This window comes from Janibacter melonis, assembly GCF_003721155.3.
GTDB lineage: Bacteria > Actinomycetota > Actinomycetes > Actinomycetales > Dermatophilaceae > Marihabitans > Marihabitans melonis.
The window spans coordinates 2,671,566-2,685,582 of record NZ_CP044548.2; the positions used below are offsets into that span (position 1 = coordinate 2,671,566).

The 14,017-nt window shown below is 72.8% G+C and carries 15 protein-coding genes; 9 read left to right on the forward strand and 6 right to left on the reverse strand.

What is annotated here, in order from left to right; genetic code table 11:
• Positions 1-5 precede the first annotated feature (5 nt).
• The 4 genes from EEW87_RS12785 to EEW87_RS12800 are packed head-to-tail and all read left to right on the forward strand — an operon-like array spanning position 6 to position 3,743.
• Positions 6-977, forward strand: coding sequence for an ABC transporter permease (locus tag EEW87_RS12785; protein WP_123092681.1), 972 nt, complete (start codon positions 6-8; stop codon positions 975-977).
• Positions 974-1,993, forward strand: coding sequence for an ABC transporter ATP-binding protein (locus EEW87_RS12790; RefSeq protein WP_123092680.1), 1,020 nt, complete (start codon positions 974-976; stop codon positions 1,991-1,993). Before EEW87_RS12785 ends, EEW87_RS12790 begins: the two co-directional genes overlap by 4 nt.
• A complete protein-coding gene (locus EEW87_RS12795; RefSeq protein ID WP_123092679.1) occupies positions 1,990-3,030 on the forward strand; it encodes an ABC transporter ATP-binding protein in 1,041 nt (346 codons plus the stop codon). Before EEW87_RS12790 ends, EEW87_RS12795 begins: the two co-directional genes overlap by 4 nt.
• Positions 3,027-3,743 (forward strand): sulfite exporter TauE/SafE family protein, encoded by a 717-nt coding sequence (locus EEW87_RS12800; protein ID WP_123092678.1) that lies wholly within the window; start codon positions 3,027-3,029, stop codon positions 3,741-3,743. The genes EEW87_RS12795 and EEW87_RS12800 overlap by 4 nt, the downstream gene beginning before the upstream one ends.
• Here EEW87_RS12800 and EEW87_RS12805 read toward each other — a convergent pair.
• The 5 genes from EEW87_RS12805 to EEW87_RS12825 all read right to left on the reverse strand — a co-directional run bounded on the left by EEW87_RS12805 (position 3,721) and on the right by EEW87_RS12825 (position 8,183).
• Positions 3,721-4,722, reverse strand: coding sequence for a 2-hydroxyacid dehydrogenase (locus tag EEW87_RS12805; protein WP_123092750.1), 1,002 nt, complete (start codon positions 4,720-4,722; stop codon positions 3,721-3,723). The two genes, EEW87_RS12800 and EEW87_RS12805, sit on opposite strands and share 23 nt — an antisense overlap.
• Before the next feature lie 5 nt (positions 4,723-4,727).
• The gene (locus tag EEW87_RS12810) at positions 4,728-5,549 is read right to left on the reverse strand and encodes an IclR family transcriptional regulator (protein ID WP_224766923.1); all 822 of its coding nucleotides are present in this window, start codon (positions 5,547-5,549) and stop codon (positions 4,728-4,730) included.
• 94 nt (positions 5,550-5,643) lie between these two features.
• Positions 5,644-6,606: a LysR family transcriptional regulator gene (locus EEW87_RS12815; RefSeq protein ID WP_123092677.1), complete on the reverse strand. Its 963-nt coding sequence runs from the start codon at positions 6,604-6,606 to the stop codon at positions 5,644-5,646.
• Between the two features lie 90 nt (positions 6,607-6,696).
• Entirely contained in the window at positions 6,697-7,074 is a 378-nt protein-coding gene (locus tag EEW87_RS12820) for a hypothetical protein (RefSeq protein WP_205473727.1), read from the reverse strand.
• Between the two features lie 461 nt (positions 7,075-7,535).
• Positions 7,536-8,183 carry a response regulator transcription factor gene (locus EEW87_RS12825; protein ID WP_148041598.1) on the reverse strand — a complete coding sequence of 216 codons (648 nt, stop codon included), beginning with the start codon at positions 8,181-8,183 and terminating at the stop codon, positions 7,536-7,538.
• Positions 8,184-8,360: 177 nt separating this feature from the next.
• On the opposite strand from EEW87_RS12825, the gene EEW87_RS12830 reads away from it, so the two are divergent.
• The 5 genes from EEW87_RS12830 to EEW87_RS12850 all read left to right on the forward strand — a co-directional run bounded on the left by EEW87_RS12830 (position 8,361) and on the right by EEW87_RS12850 (position 13,259).
• A complete protein-coding gene (locus EEW87_RS12830; protein WP_123092675.1) occupies positions 8,361-9,362 on the forward strand; it encodes a Bug family tripartite tricarboxylate transporter substrate binding protein in 1,002 nt (333 codons plus the stop codon).
• Positions 9,363-9,443: 81 nt separating this feature from the next.
• Positions 9,444-9,995 (forward strand): tripartite tricarboxylate transporter TctB family protein, encoded by a 552-nt coding sequence (locus EEW87_RS12835; protein WP_123092674.1) that lies wholly within the window; start codon positions 9,444-9,446, stop codon positions 9,993-9,995.
• Between the two features lie 12 nt (positions 9,996-10,007).
• Positions 10,008-11,534: a tripartite tricarboxylate transporter permease gene (locus EEW87_RS12840; RefSeq protein ID WP_123092673.1), complete on the forward strand. Its 1,527-nt coding sequence runs from the start codon at positions 10,008-10,010 to the stop codon at positions 11,532-11,534.
• Positions 11,535-11,601: 67 nt separating this feature from the next.
• Positions 11,602-11,997, forward strand: a complete 396-nt coding sequence (locus tag EEW87_RS12845) for a universal stress protein (RefSeq protein WP_068271335.1) — start codon at positions 11,602-11,604, stop codon at positions 11,995-11,997.
• On the forward strand, positions 11,994-13,259 hold the full coding sequence (locus EEW87_RS12850; protein ID WP_068271339.1) for a glucarate dehydratase family protein: 1,266 nt from the start codon (positions 11,994-11,996) through the stop codon (positions 13,257-13,259). Before EEW87_RS12845 ends, EEW87_RS12850 begins: the two co-directional genes overlap by 4 nt.
• Here the strand turns inward: EEW87_RS12850 and EEW87_RS12855 are convergent.
• Entirely contained in the window at positions 13,234-13,932 is a 699-nt protein-coding gene (locus EEW87_RS12855) for a FadR/GntR family transcriptional regulator (protein ID WP_123092672.1), read from the reverse strand. The genes EEW87_RS12850 and EEW87_RS12855 overlap by 26 nt on opposite strands.
• Positions 13,933-14,017 lie beyond the last annotated feature (85 nt).

A 14,017-nucleotide genomic window follows, 5' to 3' on the forward strand; every position in this document is an offset into this window, starting at 1 on the left:
ACCAGATGAGCGCCACCCTCGAGTCCCGCACCGAGACGCCCGTGGAGGGCGAGCCGGCCCGGACGTCCTCGCTGCCCCTGTGGCGGCTGCTGCTGCGCGACCGCGTCGCCACGGCCGCGGCCGTCGTCCTCGCCCTCGTCCTGCTCACCGCGGCGATCGGGCCGATGCTCGTCGGCGACGCCGCCAACCGCATCGACCTCGCGCGCGGACGCCAGGCCCCCTTCTCGCTCGAGTCGGGCTGGCTCGACGTGCTCGGCACCGACCTGCTCGGCCGCAGCCTGCTGGCCCGTCTCGTCGTCGCCGCCCGCACGACGATCCTCGTCGCCGTGCCGGCCGTGCTCGTCGCGGCGGTCATCGGCTCGGCGATCGGCATGTGGGCCGGCTACCACCGCGGCCGCCGCGAGACGATCGCCATGCGCGTCGCCGACGTCATCCTCAGCTTCCCCTCGCTGCTGCTCGCCGTCGTCGTGCTCTACGTCTTCTCGCCGAGCGCCGCGAACATCGTCCTCGTCCTCGCGATCACCCGCATCCCGATCTACCTGCGCACCGCGCGGGCCGAGGCCGCCGAGCTGCAGAGCCGCACCTTCGTCGACGCGGCCCGCACCTTCGGCACCCCGAGCGGGGCGATCATCCGGCGGCACGTCCTGCCGGTCATCCTTCCGACGCTGCTCACCGTCGCGACCCTGGAGTTCTGCTTCGTCATCCTCGCCGAGTCCTCGCTGAGCTTCCTCGGCATCGGCATCCAGCCCCCGGACGTCAGCTGGGGCCTCATGGTCAGCCAGGGCCGCGCCTACCTGCAGACCGCGTGGTGGCTCTCCTTCTTCCCCGGCCTGGCCATCGTCCTCACCACCGTCTCGGCGAGCATCCTCGCCGCCTGGGTCCGGCTGGCGACCGACCCGGCGCAGCGCTGGCGCCTCGCGCTCCCGCGCTCGGCCCGCCGCCGCTCCGTGCCCCAGATCAAGGAGTCCACGACGTGAGCACCGCAGCCACCCAGACCCGTCCGACCCCGTCCGAGGACCGCGAGGTCGCCCTGCGCGTCGAGGGCCTCAGCGTCGACATCAGCACCCCCGGCGGCGTCGTGCGCGCCGTCGACGACGTGAGCTTCGTGGCGCGAAGGGGGCAGACCGTCGCCCTCCTCGGTGAGTCCGGCTGCGGCAAGTCGCTCACCGCGACCGCCGTCGTGGGCCTGCTCGACCCCGTCGCGAGCATCGGCAGCGGGTCGGTGCACGTCGGCGACACCGATCTCGTCACCGCGAGCCGCTCGCGGCGCCGGCAGATGGCCGGCCCCGAGATCGCCATCGTCTTCCAGGACGCGCTCACCGCGCTCAACCCGGTCAACACCGTCGGCAGCCAGCTCGCCGAGCCCTTCCGGCTGCACCGGGGGATGTCGCGCAAGCAGGCGAAGGTCGAGGCGGTCGACCTCATGCGCCGGGTCGGGATCCCCGAGCCCGAGGAGCGCTACCACGCCTACCCGCACCAGTTCTCCGGCGGCATGCGCCAGCGCCTGCTCATCGCGATCGCCGTGGCCCTCTCGCCCGACGTGCTCCTCGCCGACGAGCCGACGACCGCCCTCGACGTCACGGTGCAGGCGCAGATCATGCAGCTGCTCGCCGACCTGCGCACCGAGCACGACATGGGCGTCGTGCTCATCACCCACGACCTCGCGCTCGTCTCCGAGCGCTGCGACCGCGTCGTCGTCATGTACGCCGGGCGGGTCGTCGAGGAGGGCCCGGTCGAGGAGGTCTTCGGCTCGCCGCGCCACCCCTACACGCGGGGGCTGCTCGAGTCCGTGCCGAGCGAGGACCACCGCGGGGCGGACCTGCCCTCGATCGGCGGCTCGCCGCCCGAGCTGCACGCCATCCCCGCGGCCTGCGTCTACCAGGACCGCTGCCCGCTCGTGCAGGACGTCTGCCGCGCGGAGCGCCCCGCGGTCCGCGAGGTCGAGCCGGGCCGGCTCGCCGCGTGCCACTTCGCCGAGGAGGTCGCCCGATGACCGACACCACCGCTGCCCCCACCTCCACCGAGGGTGCCGAGCCGCTGCTCCAGGTCCGTGACCTCACGAAGACCTTCAGCGTGCGCGGTGGCTCCCTCACCGCTCTCGACGGCGTGAGCCTCGACCTCGCCCGCGGCGAGACCCTCGGCCTCGTCGGCGAGTCCGGCTGCGGCAAGTCCACGCTCGCCCGCTCCCTGCTCATGCTCGAGCGCCCCGAGAGCGGCACGGTGCGCTTCGACGGGGTCGACCCCTTCGCCCTGTCCGGCAAGGAGCTCCTCGACTTCCGCCGCCGCGTGCAGATGGTCTTCCAGGACCCCTTCGCCTCGCTCAACGCGCGGATGAGCGCGGGCGACATCATCGCCGAGCCGTGGGCCACCCACTCGGGGATGTATCGCACCCGGCGCGACCGGGCGGCCCGCGTGCGCGAGCTGCTCCACCTCGTCGGGCTGCGCCCGAGCGACGCCTCGAAGTACCCCCAGGAGTTCTCCGGCGGCCAGCGCCAGCGGATCGGCATCGCGCGGGCCCTCGCGCTCGGGCCGTCGGTCATCGTCTGCGACGAGCCGGTCTCCGCCCTCGACCTCTCCGTCCAGGCCCAGGTGCTCAACCTCCTCGAGGAGCTCCAGCGCGAGCTCGGCGTGGCCTACCTCTTCATCTCCCACGACCTGTCCGTCGTGCGCCACGTCGCCGACCGCGTCGTCGTCATGTACCTCGGCCGGGTCGTCGAGTCCGGGGAGGCGCAGCAGGTCTTCGACCAGCCCCAGCACCCCTACACCGCGGCGCTGCTGTCGGCGGCGCCCTCGCTCGACCACAGCCGGCGTCGCGAGCAGATCATCCTGCGCGGCGAGATCCCCTCGCCGATCGACCCGCCGTCGGGCTGCCGCTTCCGCACCCGGTGCTGGCGGGCCACCGACGAGTGCGCGACCGCACGGCCGCCGCTCGTGGAGCAGGTCGACGCGCCCACGCACGTCGCCGAGTGCTTCCACCCGCTCACCGACGGGGCGGCGAGGGTCGACGAGCGGGTCGCCAGCACGACGTGAGCCCCGGCGAGCTCCTCGTCGTCGGGGTCGCCGTCGCCCTGGCGGCGATGCTCCAGGGGTCCATCGGCTTCGGCATGGGCATGATCGCGGCGCCCGTCGTCGCGCTCGTGCAGCCGACCCTGCTGCCCGCGACCCTCGTCCTGCTCGCCGCCGTCGTCACGACCCTCACGCTCGTCACCGACCGGCAGCACGTCGACCTGCGCGGCACCGGGTGGGCGCTCACCGGACGTGTCCCGGGGTCGGTCGCGGGGGCCGCGGTCGTCGCGCTCGCGCCGGACCGCGTGCTCGCCCTGCTCGTCGCCGCCGTGGTCCTCGCGGGCACGGTCATCACCGGTCTGGGCTGGCGGCCCGAGCCGACGAAGGGGGCCCTGCTCACCGCGGGCGCGGCGTCAGGCCTCTTCGGCACCGCGACCTCGATCGGCGGGCCGCCGATGGCGCTCGTGTGGCAGGGCCACCACGGCGCCCGGCTGCGGGGCACGATGAGCGCGTTCTTCCTCGTCGGCTCCGCGGTGTCGGTCGCGACCCTCGCCGTCGCGGGAGCCGTCGACGCCGAGATCATGCGGGCCGTCCTGCTCCTGCTGCCGATGCCCGTGGTCGGCTTCGTCCTCTCGCGCGGGCTCAACCGGGTCCTCGACCCGGTGCGTCAGCGACGGGTGGCGATCGCCGTCTCCGTCGTCGGCGCGGTGCTCCTCATCGGCCAGCAGGTGCTCTGACGACACCGCGCAGCTCGCGGCCGTCGGCGAGGGCGTCGACGTTGTCGGTGATGTCCTGCGCCCGACCGGCGAAGGTCTCCCACGTGTGCCCCGACTGGTGCGGCGTGAGCACGACGTTGTCGAGGCCGGTGAAGTCGAGGTGCGACGGCGGCGGGGCGTCGGGGTCGCGCGGGTTGCGCCACCACACGTCGATGCCGGCGCCGCCGATCCTGCCCTCGCTCAGAGCGTCGTGGAGGGCCTGCTCGTCGACGACCGGGCCGCGGGCGACGTTGACGAGGACGGCGTCGGGGCGCATCGCCGCGAGCGCGGCCGCGTCGATGCTGCCGCGGGTGGCCTCCGTGAGCGGCACGGTGACGACGACGACGTCGCTCGCCCCGAGCAGCTCGTGCAGCGCCTCGGTGGGTCCGCTCCAGTCGAGCTCGACCCCCTCGGGCGGCGGGGCGTCGGGGCTGCGGCGCACCGCGCGCACGCGCATGCCCATCACCTGCGCGAGGCGGGCGACGGACCCGCCGATCTCGCCGAGACCGACGAGACCGAGGGTGCGTCCGGACAGCAGGGTGCCGAAGGGGTAGGTCTGGTCGACGATCGCGTTGTGCCAGCGCCCCTCCCGCATGCGCGCGTCGGAGCCGCGCACCCCGCGCAGCAGCATCATCGACACCATCATCACGTGCTCGGCGATGGAGGGTCCGTGGTGCGAGGTGGTGGCGACGGCGACGTCGGGGCCCAGGGCGTCCATCGCGATCTTGTCCGTGCCGGCCCCGGTGACGTGGAGCAGACGCAGCCGGGGCATCGTCGCGAGCAGCTCGGGCGTGGCCGAGGAGCACACGAGGACCTCGGCCTCGGCGGCGTGCCGCGCGGCATCGGGGCCGCTCGCGAGGTGCCAGGCGTGGGGGCTCGCGCCGTCGCGGGTCAGCACGTCGGCGAAGCGGGTCATGATCGGCTCGGTCACGAGGACCTCGAGCGGGCGCGGGGTGCTCATCGGGGTCACCACGCGAGCGTCCGGGCAGCGGGCAGGACGGTCGCGGTGATGCGCTGCGCGGCCTGCTGCAGCGCCCCGATCACCTCGCGCTCACGGGCCTCGTCGAGACGGGCGAGCGGTACGGAGGCGCTGATCGCGTCCGACGTCGGCTGGAGGTAGCGCAGCGGCACGGCGAAGCAGCGCACGCCGAGGGTGTTCTCCTCGTTGTCGATGGCGTACCCGCGCTGCCGGGTCAGGGCGAGGTCGTCCTCGAGGCCGGGCCGGGTGGTGATGGTGCGCGGGGTGAGCGGCGCGAGCTCGGGGGGCAGGTGCGCCGCGAGGTCGTCGGGCGGCAGGTCGGCGAGGATCGCCTTGCCCAGCGAGGTGCTGAAGGCGGGCAGCCGTCGGCCGACCCGGCTGAAGGGGCGCAGGTACTGGCTGGACTCACGGGTCGCGAGGTAGACGACGTCCTGACCGTCGAGGCGACCGAAGTGCAGGGTCTCGTCGAGCTGCTCGCGCAGGTCCTCGAGGACCGGGGTGATGAGCGGGACGAAGGGGTCGGAGTCGAGATACGTCGTGCCGGCCAGGAGGGCGCGGATGCCGATGCCGTAGAGGGTGCCGGTGCTGTCGGCGCGGACCCAGCCGCGCTGGGTGAGCGTGCGCAGCAGGGCGTGGAGGCTGCTGCGGGGGACGCCGAGGCCCTCGCTCAGCTCGCGCAGCCGCACCGGTCGGTTGTCGCGGGCGGCGAGGAACTCGAGCACCTCGACGGTGCGCGCGGCCGACTTGACCTCGCGGACCTCAGGACGCTCCGCCGGCACCTCGGGCTGCGGCTCGGTCGCGCTCGTCACCAGGTCCTCCTGCTCCCCGCGTCGTCGCGGGCTCGGCTGTCATCGACGGGGCACGCGTCCACATCCGTGGACGTCGTGCTCCCTGGCTGAGACCTTAGCCGGGTTGCTCCACGCGCCGGGCGCGATCCGTCGCCGCGGCGGCGCGCGCCTCGGGCGCCGCCCGCATGACGTCGAGCACCCGGCGCACGACCGGGCTGACCGACGAGCGGTCCCAGATCGCGTGGAGCTCGACCGGCCGCTCGGGGTCGGCGTCGAGACCGGTGCGCCCGCCGCCGTGCGCGAGCTCGGCGAAGACGACCCCGGCGACGCCGAGGGAGCGGGCCGACTTCGGCGCGAGGGTCGTGCCGCGGCCGGCGGAGACGAGGAGCAGGGCGGTGAGCACCTGGTGCACCCGCTGGTCGACGCGCGGGTGGGCGTTGGCGAAGAAGCGCACGAGGAGCTCGTGGAAGTAGCGGGACTGCCGGGGGTCGTAGGCGATGACGGGCTCGCCGTCGAAGTCCTCCGGCGTCAGCGGGCGGTCGAGCCCGGCGAGCGGGTGGCCCGTGGGGAGCACGGCCATGAGCGGCTCGCGCAGGACGACGCGCGAGCTGAGCAGACCGGTGTCGAAGGGGGGTCGCGCGAGCCCGAGGTCGAGCTCGCCGCGGCGGATGCCGTCGGCCTGGGCCCCGGTGACCCGCTCGGAGAGGAGCACCTCCACGTCGGGCAGCTCGGTGCTCAGCCGGCGCAGCAGCGGTCCGAGGATGGAGATGGCAGAGACGGCGGTGAAGCCCAGGCGCAGCACGCCTGCGGCGCCGGCGTCGACCCGGCGGGCGACGTCGCCGGCGCTCTCGACGACGGAGAGCAGACGGTAGGCCTCGTCGAGGAAGGCCAGACCGGCCCCCGTCAGCTCGACGTGCCGGTTGTCGCGCTCGAGCAGGTGGGCGCCGACGGCGCGCTCGAGCTTCTGGATCTGGCGGGAGAGCGGGGGCTGGGTCATCTGCAGCCGCTGCGCCGCGCGCCCGAAGTGCAGCTCCTCGGCGACCGCGACGAAGCAGCGGACCTGGTCGAGGGTGATCACGAGCCCGAGCGTACGCGGGCGGTGGGTCGAAGACGGGGTGTCACCTCGAGGTGACACCCCCTCGTCGAACCGGTGCCACGCGACGGCGGCTCAGTCGTCCTGCCGGCCGCTGCGGGTCGCGGCGAGCGCGCTGCCGACGACGCCGATGATGATGACCGCGACGGCGACGCTGGACCAGCCCTCGCTCGTCCAGTACACGTCCTCGAGGGTGACGAGCAGCGCGATCTCGTCGACGATGAGCGCCACGCCGACACCCAGGGCGGCACCCATGACGGACCGGGTCCGTGCGCTGCGGTCGACGAGCCCGTAGATCGCGACGGCGACGACGATGGCGATGCCCCACAGGTAGTGGTGCAGGTGCACGCCGCCGACGACGACGTCACCCGTGTCCTGGTCGCCGATCTTGATGACCCCGGTGACGAGGCGCGCGAGGGCGAAGGTGAGGGTGAAGCCCACCCACGCCAGCACGAGGCCTCGTCGGGCCGGGTCGACGTGCGCCCACCGGCGGGCTCGGGCACGGGCTGCTGCAGCAGGGATGGGAGGCGTCCAGACGTCGAAGGGGTGGTGAGCCCTCACCCTCGCACTGTCTCCTGCGAGCAGCCCGGTCGCTGTCCAGCGCTGAGAAATTCTCTAGGGGTAGTAAAGCGAAAGTAAAGACGCAGTAAAGAGACGCGAGTACCGTCGTCGCATCGGCGCACCACGGCCGCTGGGGGGATGGGAGCGACGAGGGCGACGAGGGAGGGCCCAGCTCGGCGAGGTCACGCACTCGTCACGCTGTGCTCGACCCTCGCCGCTCCCACCAGCCGACCGCGGCCCGCACCTGAGCGGGACCGCCCGAAAGGGGGCCTGCGTCGACCAGGCCACCGCCGTAGCGTGGAGAGCGGCCCGCCGTGGGTGCTCCTGGCCGACCCGCGGTGGGTCCCCCGTCGTCAGGGGTGGTGGTGGCGGAAGCCGTGGTCGACGCCCCACAGCACCGCCTGGCTGCGCGAGCTGACGCCCATCGTGCGGTACGCGGCGCGGATGCAGGACTTCACCGAGTTCATGCTGAGGTAGCACGCGTGAGCGATCTGCTGGTTGCTCAGACCGACGACGACGAGGCGCACGACGTCGGACTGCCGCCGGGTGAGGCCCTCGGCCCGGCCCGGCCACCCGTCGCCCTCTGCCCACTCCTCGGTGACCTCGTGCTCTGGCCCCATGACGACGAGGTCGCCCGCGTCGACGCGCTCGAGGGCGTCGACGAGCCGGCCGGTGCTCGCCGACTTCGACAGCACCCCGGACAGGTGACGCTCCTGGGCGAGCCGCACGCTCCGGCTCGAGACGTCCCACGTGTAGAGCACCGTGCGGCGCACGAGGGAGTCGTCGACGGCTCCGGGGCGGTCCTTCGCGCTCGCCCCGGGCGCGAAGGCGTCCCACAGGGCGATGTCGACGGGCTGCGCGACGACCAGCCGGTGGTCGGCCTCGACGAGGTCGACCCGGCCGGGGTGGTCGGCAAGCATCGCGGCCACCCCTCTGGCGACCATCTCGCAGTCGTCGAGCAGGGCGACCCTGATGGGGGCTACTCCGTCCGCTGGAGACATCTCTCGACGGTAGCCCGCACGAAGGGGGCCTTGGCGAGGATGCCGCTGCGGCCGGTCGGCCCGTCCTCCCTTCGTGATGCTCTGCGTGGATCACTCCATGCTCACTTGGGCTTGGACGTGCATCGACACCCCCTCCTAGTGTCATCCCTCGTCACGCGGAACCCCTTAGGAGCAACGATGCCCACGAAGACCCCCGCCCTCGCCGCCCTTGCCGGCGCGAGCGTCCTCGCCCTCACCGCCTGCGGCGGTGTCCAGACCTCGACGGGTGGAGGCGGCGGCGACGACGCGTCCTACCCCTCCGGCACCGTCGAGATGTACGTCGGCGCCTCGGCCGGCGGGTCCTCGGACCTCATCAGCCGCGCGGTCTCGAAGGGGCTGTCCGACTCGCTCGGCGGCACCTTCGCCGTCATCAACCGCGAGGGCGCCAACGGCGCGCTCGCCGCGGCCGAGATCAAGGACGCCAAGAACGACGGCTCCGTCATCGGCATCCAGAACGCCTCGCTCTTCGCGATCACCCCGCTCGCCGTGAAGGAGTCCGAGGTGACGAGCATCGACGACGTCGAGGTCGTCGGCGGCGTCAGCCGCGACGACTACGTCCTCGTGACGAGCCCGAAGAGCGGTCTGAAGGACCTCGACGACATCAAGGGCGCGTCGAAGACGCTCACCTACGCGACGACCGGTGTCGGCACCGGCGCGCAGCTCTCCTGCGCCCTCACCTTCGAGACGGCGGGCGCGACCTCCAAGCCCGTCCCCTTCGACGGCGGCGCCCCCGCGCTCACCGCGGTCCTCGGCGGCCAGGTCGACACGGCCTGCCTGCAGATCGGCGAGGCGGTCGAGAACATCGAGTCCGGCAAGCTCACGCCGGTCACGGTCTTCGCCCCCGAGCGGATCGAGTACCTCAAGGACGTGCCCACCGCCAAGGAGCAGGGCCTCGACGTCGAGGTCTTCCAGTACCGCTTCATGACCGTGCCCAAGGGCACCCCCCAGGACGTCAAGGACACCATCGCGAAGGGGATGAAGGACACCTTCGCCACCGATGCGTACAAGAAGTTCAACGAGCAGAACAGCCTCACGCCGATGGAGGTCTCCGGCGAGGAGGTCACCACCCAGCTCGAGGCCGACAAGAAGCGCTACGCGGAGCTCGTCGAGAAGTACGACCTCGACCTGGCCAAGCAGTGATCTGACGCCTCACGGCACCCGCACCACCTGCACCATCACGCACAGCACCCGCACCACCTCGCAGGACCGAAGGAGAAGAGCATGAGCGACGAGCGCGCACCGGGCAGCCCCCGGACGGCACCGGAGGGCGACGTCCTCGCCGAGCTCGAGGCCGAGGTCGCCGAGGAGCTGGCCGAGGAGCGTCCGCCCGCAGGCGGGCCCGGCTACCAGATCGCCGGCGCGCTCGTCGCGCTCGTCATCGGCATCGCCGGTGCGGTGCTCGCCTCGGGCTACGGCCTGGGGTCGCCCCGCGACCCCGGCCCGGGCCTGTGGCCCTTCATCATCTCGGTCGGCATCGCCGCGCTCGGTGTCCTGCTGCTCGTCTTCGGGCGCGGCCTGACCGACACCGAGGTCTTCAGCCGCTCCAGCCTGCTGCCGCTCGTCGGCCTGGCCACCTTCTTCGGCGTGGCGGTCCTGCTGCCGGTCATCGGCTTCGAGATCCCCTCGCTGCTCCTGTGCCTCGTGTGGCTGCGCTGGCTCGGCGGCGAGAGCTGGCGGACCTCGATCGCCGTCTCCGTGGGGACTGTCGCGGTCTTCTACGTCCTCTTCCTCTACGGCCTGCGCATCCCGCTGCCGCACCTCATCGCCCTCTGACCAGGAGTCGTCATGGATGTCAGCGCCTTCCTCGAGGGCTTCAGCGTCGTCGCCGAGCCCCGCAACCTCCTCTACTGCCTCATCGGCGTGCTCATCGGCATGCTCATCGGCGTCCTGCCCGGCCTCGGCCCGGCGGCGACCATCGCGATCCTCCTGCCGATCGTCTACGGCACCGACCCGGTCTCGGCGATCATCATGCTCGCCGGCATCTTCTACGGCGCCCAGTACGGCGGCACGATCACCTCGGTCCTGCTCCGGCTGCCAGGAGAGGCGTCATCGGTCGTCACCGTCTTCGACGGCTTCGCCCTGGCCAAGCAGGGCAAGGCGGGCACCGCGCTCGGCATCGCGGCGATCGGCTCCTTCATCGGCGCCACCGTGTCGATCATCGGCCTGAGCCTGCTCGCCCCGGTCATCGCCGGCTACGCCCTCGACTTCGGCCCGCCCGAGATGGCCGCCCTCGCCCTGCTCGGCGTGCTCCTCGTCTCGACCATCGGCAGCGGCCACATGCTCAAGGCGCTCATCGCCGCCGGCATCGGCATGCTCCTCGCGACCGTCGGCCGCGACAGCTTCAGCGGCGCCGAGCGCTTCACCTTCGGCAGCCTCCAGCTCTCCGACGGCATCGACTTCGTCGTCGTCGCCATGGGCCTCTTCGGCGTCGGCGAGATCCTCTACAACCTCGAGGAGCGCCACGGCAAGGTCCACGCCCCGGCGAAGGTGGGCAACGTCTGGCCCTCGCGAGCCGACCTCAAGGAGTCCTCGGGCGCCATCGCCCGCGGGTCCGGCATCGGCTTCCTCCTCGGCGTGCTGCCCGGCGGCGGCGCGGTGATGTCCTCGCTCGCGGCCTACGCGACGGAGAAGCGGATCAGCAAGACGCCCGAGCGCTTCGGCCGCGGTGCCATCCAGGGCGTCGCCGCCCCCGAGACGGCCAACAACGCCGCCGCGACCTCGTCCTTCATCCCGCTGCTCACCCTCGGCATCCCGGCCAACGCCTCGATGGCCATCCTCTTCGGCGCCCTGCTCATCCTCGGTGTCACGCCCGGCCCGCAGCTCGTCGACGAGCGCCCCGACCTCTTCTGGGGCGTCATCAACTCGATGTACGTCGGCAACCTCATCCTGCTGCTCCTCAGCATCCCGCTCGTCGGCATCTTCGTGCGGATCCTGCGGGTGCGCCCGGCGATCCTCGCCCCGATCACCGTGCTCATCACGGTCCTCGGCGTCTACACGATCAACAACAGCGTCTTCGACATCTACGTGATGATCATCTTCGGCGTCATCGGCTACCTCATGAAGAAGCTCGGCTTCGAGCCCGGGCCGCTCGTCCTCGCCTTCGTCCTCGGCGGTCTCGTCGAGGCGAACATCCGACGCTCGCTCATCATCTTCGAGGGCGACCCGACCGGCTTCGTCACGCGCCCGATCTCCGGCACGATCCTGCTCGTGCTCGTGCTCGTCGCCGCCTGGCCGATCGTCAGCGGCATCCGCAAGCGCCGCCGCGCCGCGGCGGTCGCCGACCAGCCGGACCGCGAGGACCTGCGGGTCTGACCCCGTGCCCATCTGACCCCGTGCCCATCCCGCCCCGCACCCCCGCACGAACCCCAAGGAGAGACCCGTGAGCATCCTCGTCGGTTACGTCCCCACCCCCGAGGGCGAGGCCGCGCTGGCCCGCGGTCTCGAGATGGCGGCGGCCCTCCAGCAGGACGTCGTCGTCGTCAACAGCCCGCGCCGCGGCAGCACCGTCGACGCCGAGATGGTCGACGACGAGGCCCGCGAGCGGATCCTCGGCGCCGCCCGCGCGGCGGGCGTCGAGGCCACCGTCGAGCAGCCGCTGCACGGCTCCGACATCGTCGACACCTTCGAGGGGCTCGTCGCGAGCACCGGCGCGAGCATGGTCGTCATCGGTCTGCGTCGCCGCAGCCCCGTCGGCAAGCTCGTCCTCGGCAGCGACGCCCAGCGCCTGCTCCTCGGTCTCGACGTCCCCGTCCTCGCCGTGAAGCCGACCGCATGAGCAGCGCCAAGATCTCCCGCGTCGTCGTCACCCCGCTCGCCTTCGCCGACCCGCCCCTGCTCAACGTCGTCGGCGTCCACCAGCCGTGGGCGCTGCGTGCGGTCGTCGAGGTGCACACCGACGACGGGGTGCTCGGGCTCGGCGAGACCTACGGCGACGAGACCCACCTCGCCCGGCTCGAGGCGGTCGCCGCCCGGATGCCCGGCACCGACCCCTACGACCTCAACGGCCTGCGCCGGCTCGTCGCCGAGGTGCTCGCGACGGGCGACGGCGGCGCGGGCGCGAGCTTCGGCGGGATGCTCGACGTCGACTCCGCGTCGGACACCGTCTTCTCCCCCTTCGAGGTCGCCTGCCTCGACATCCAGGGCCACCGCGCCGGGGTGCCCGTGAGCGACCTGCTCGGCGGCGCCGTGCGCGACGAGGTGCCCTTCTCGGGCTACCTCTTCTACAAGTGGGCCGGTCACCCCGGCGCGCCCGACGACGAGTGGGGCGAGGCGCTCACCCCCGACCAGGTCGTCGCCCAGGCCCGCCGGCTCGTCGACGGCTGGGGCTTCGGCTCGCTCAAGCTCAAGGGCGGCGTCTTCCCGCCCGACGAGGAGTGCGCGGCGATCGAGGCGCTGCGTGAGGCCTTCCCCGACATGCCGCTGCGGCTCGACCCCAACGGCGCGTGGACCGTCCCCACCTCGATCGAGGTCGCCCGCCGGCTCGACGGGGTCCTCGAGTACCTCGAGGACCCGACGCCCGGGATCGAGGGGATGGCCGCCGTCGCGGCGCAGAGCCCGCTGCCCCTCGCGACGAACATGTGCGTCATCGCCATGGAGCACCTGCCGCCGGCGATCGCGCAGGACGCAGTCCAGGTCGTCCTGTCCGACCACCACCTGTGGGGCGGTCTGCGCCGCTCGGCCCTGCTCGGCGGCATCGCCGACACATGGGGTCTCGGCCTGTCGATGCACTCGAACAGCCACCTCGGGGTCAGCCTGGCCGCGATGGTCCACCTCGCCGCCGCGACGCCGAACCTCACGTACGCGTGCGACACCCACTACCCGTGGAAGACGCAGGATGTCGTCGAGCCCGGCGTGCTCGACTTCGTCGACGGGTCGGTGAAGGTCCCGACGACCCCCGGCCTCGGCGTGACGCTCGACCGCGACGCGCTCGGCCTGCTCCACGAGCAGTATCTCGAGTGCGGGGTGCGGCGTCGCGAGGACACCGTCTACATGCGCTCGATCGAGCCGGGCTTCAGCCCCCGGACGGCGAGCTGGTAGACCCCACCCGACGCCGGCTGCTGCCGAGGTGCACGCGCATCGCGGCCCGGGCGGTTTCGGCGTCACCCGCGAGCACGGCGTCAGCGATGGCGTCGTGCTCGCGCTGCACCCGCTCGACGTGCGTCGCGTCGGTCATCGAGTACGGCTCGCCGAGCTGGGTGCGCGGCAGCATGATCATCATCGGCCCGAGCGACTCGACGAGCTCGAGGTAGAAGCGGTTGCCGGTCGCGGCCGCGACCGCCCGGTGGAAGTCGAAGTCGGCGCTCACCGCCCCTTCGTGCCCCTGCCGCCCGAAGTCCTCCGTCGCCGCGCGGATGGCCCGCTCGTCGGCGGGGGTGCGGTGGTGCGCCGCGAGCGCGGCGGCCTCGCTCTCGACGCCGATGCGGAAGTCGAGCATCGCCAGGACGTCGTCGTGGGTGCGGATCCGGGTCGACTCGGCGGCGAAGGGGGAGGGCTCGGGCAGTGCGAGGACGAAGGACCCGCGCCCGTGGAAGGTCTCGACGAGCCCCTCGCTGCGCAGCCGGGTCACCGCCTCGCGCACGACGGTGCGCGAGACGCCGTACTCCTCGACGAGCTGGGGCTCCGAGGGCAGCTTCGCCCCGGGCGGCAGGTCGCCGCGCAGGATCGCCTCCTTGAGCCCGGTGACCACGGCATGCGCGAGGGTCGTCGTCATGCGGGCATCATGCCCGCACGACGACGACAGGGCTGGTCGAGGTGCGACGGGCCCTCAGAGCCCGAGCCTCGAGACCACCCGACCG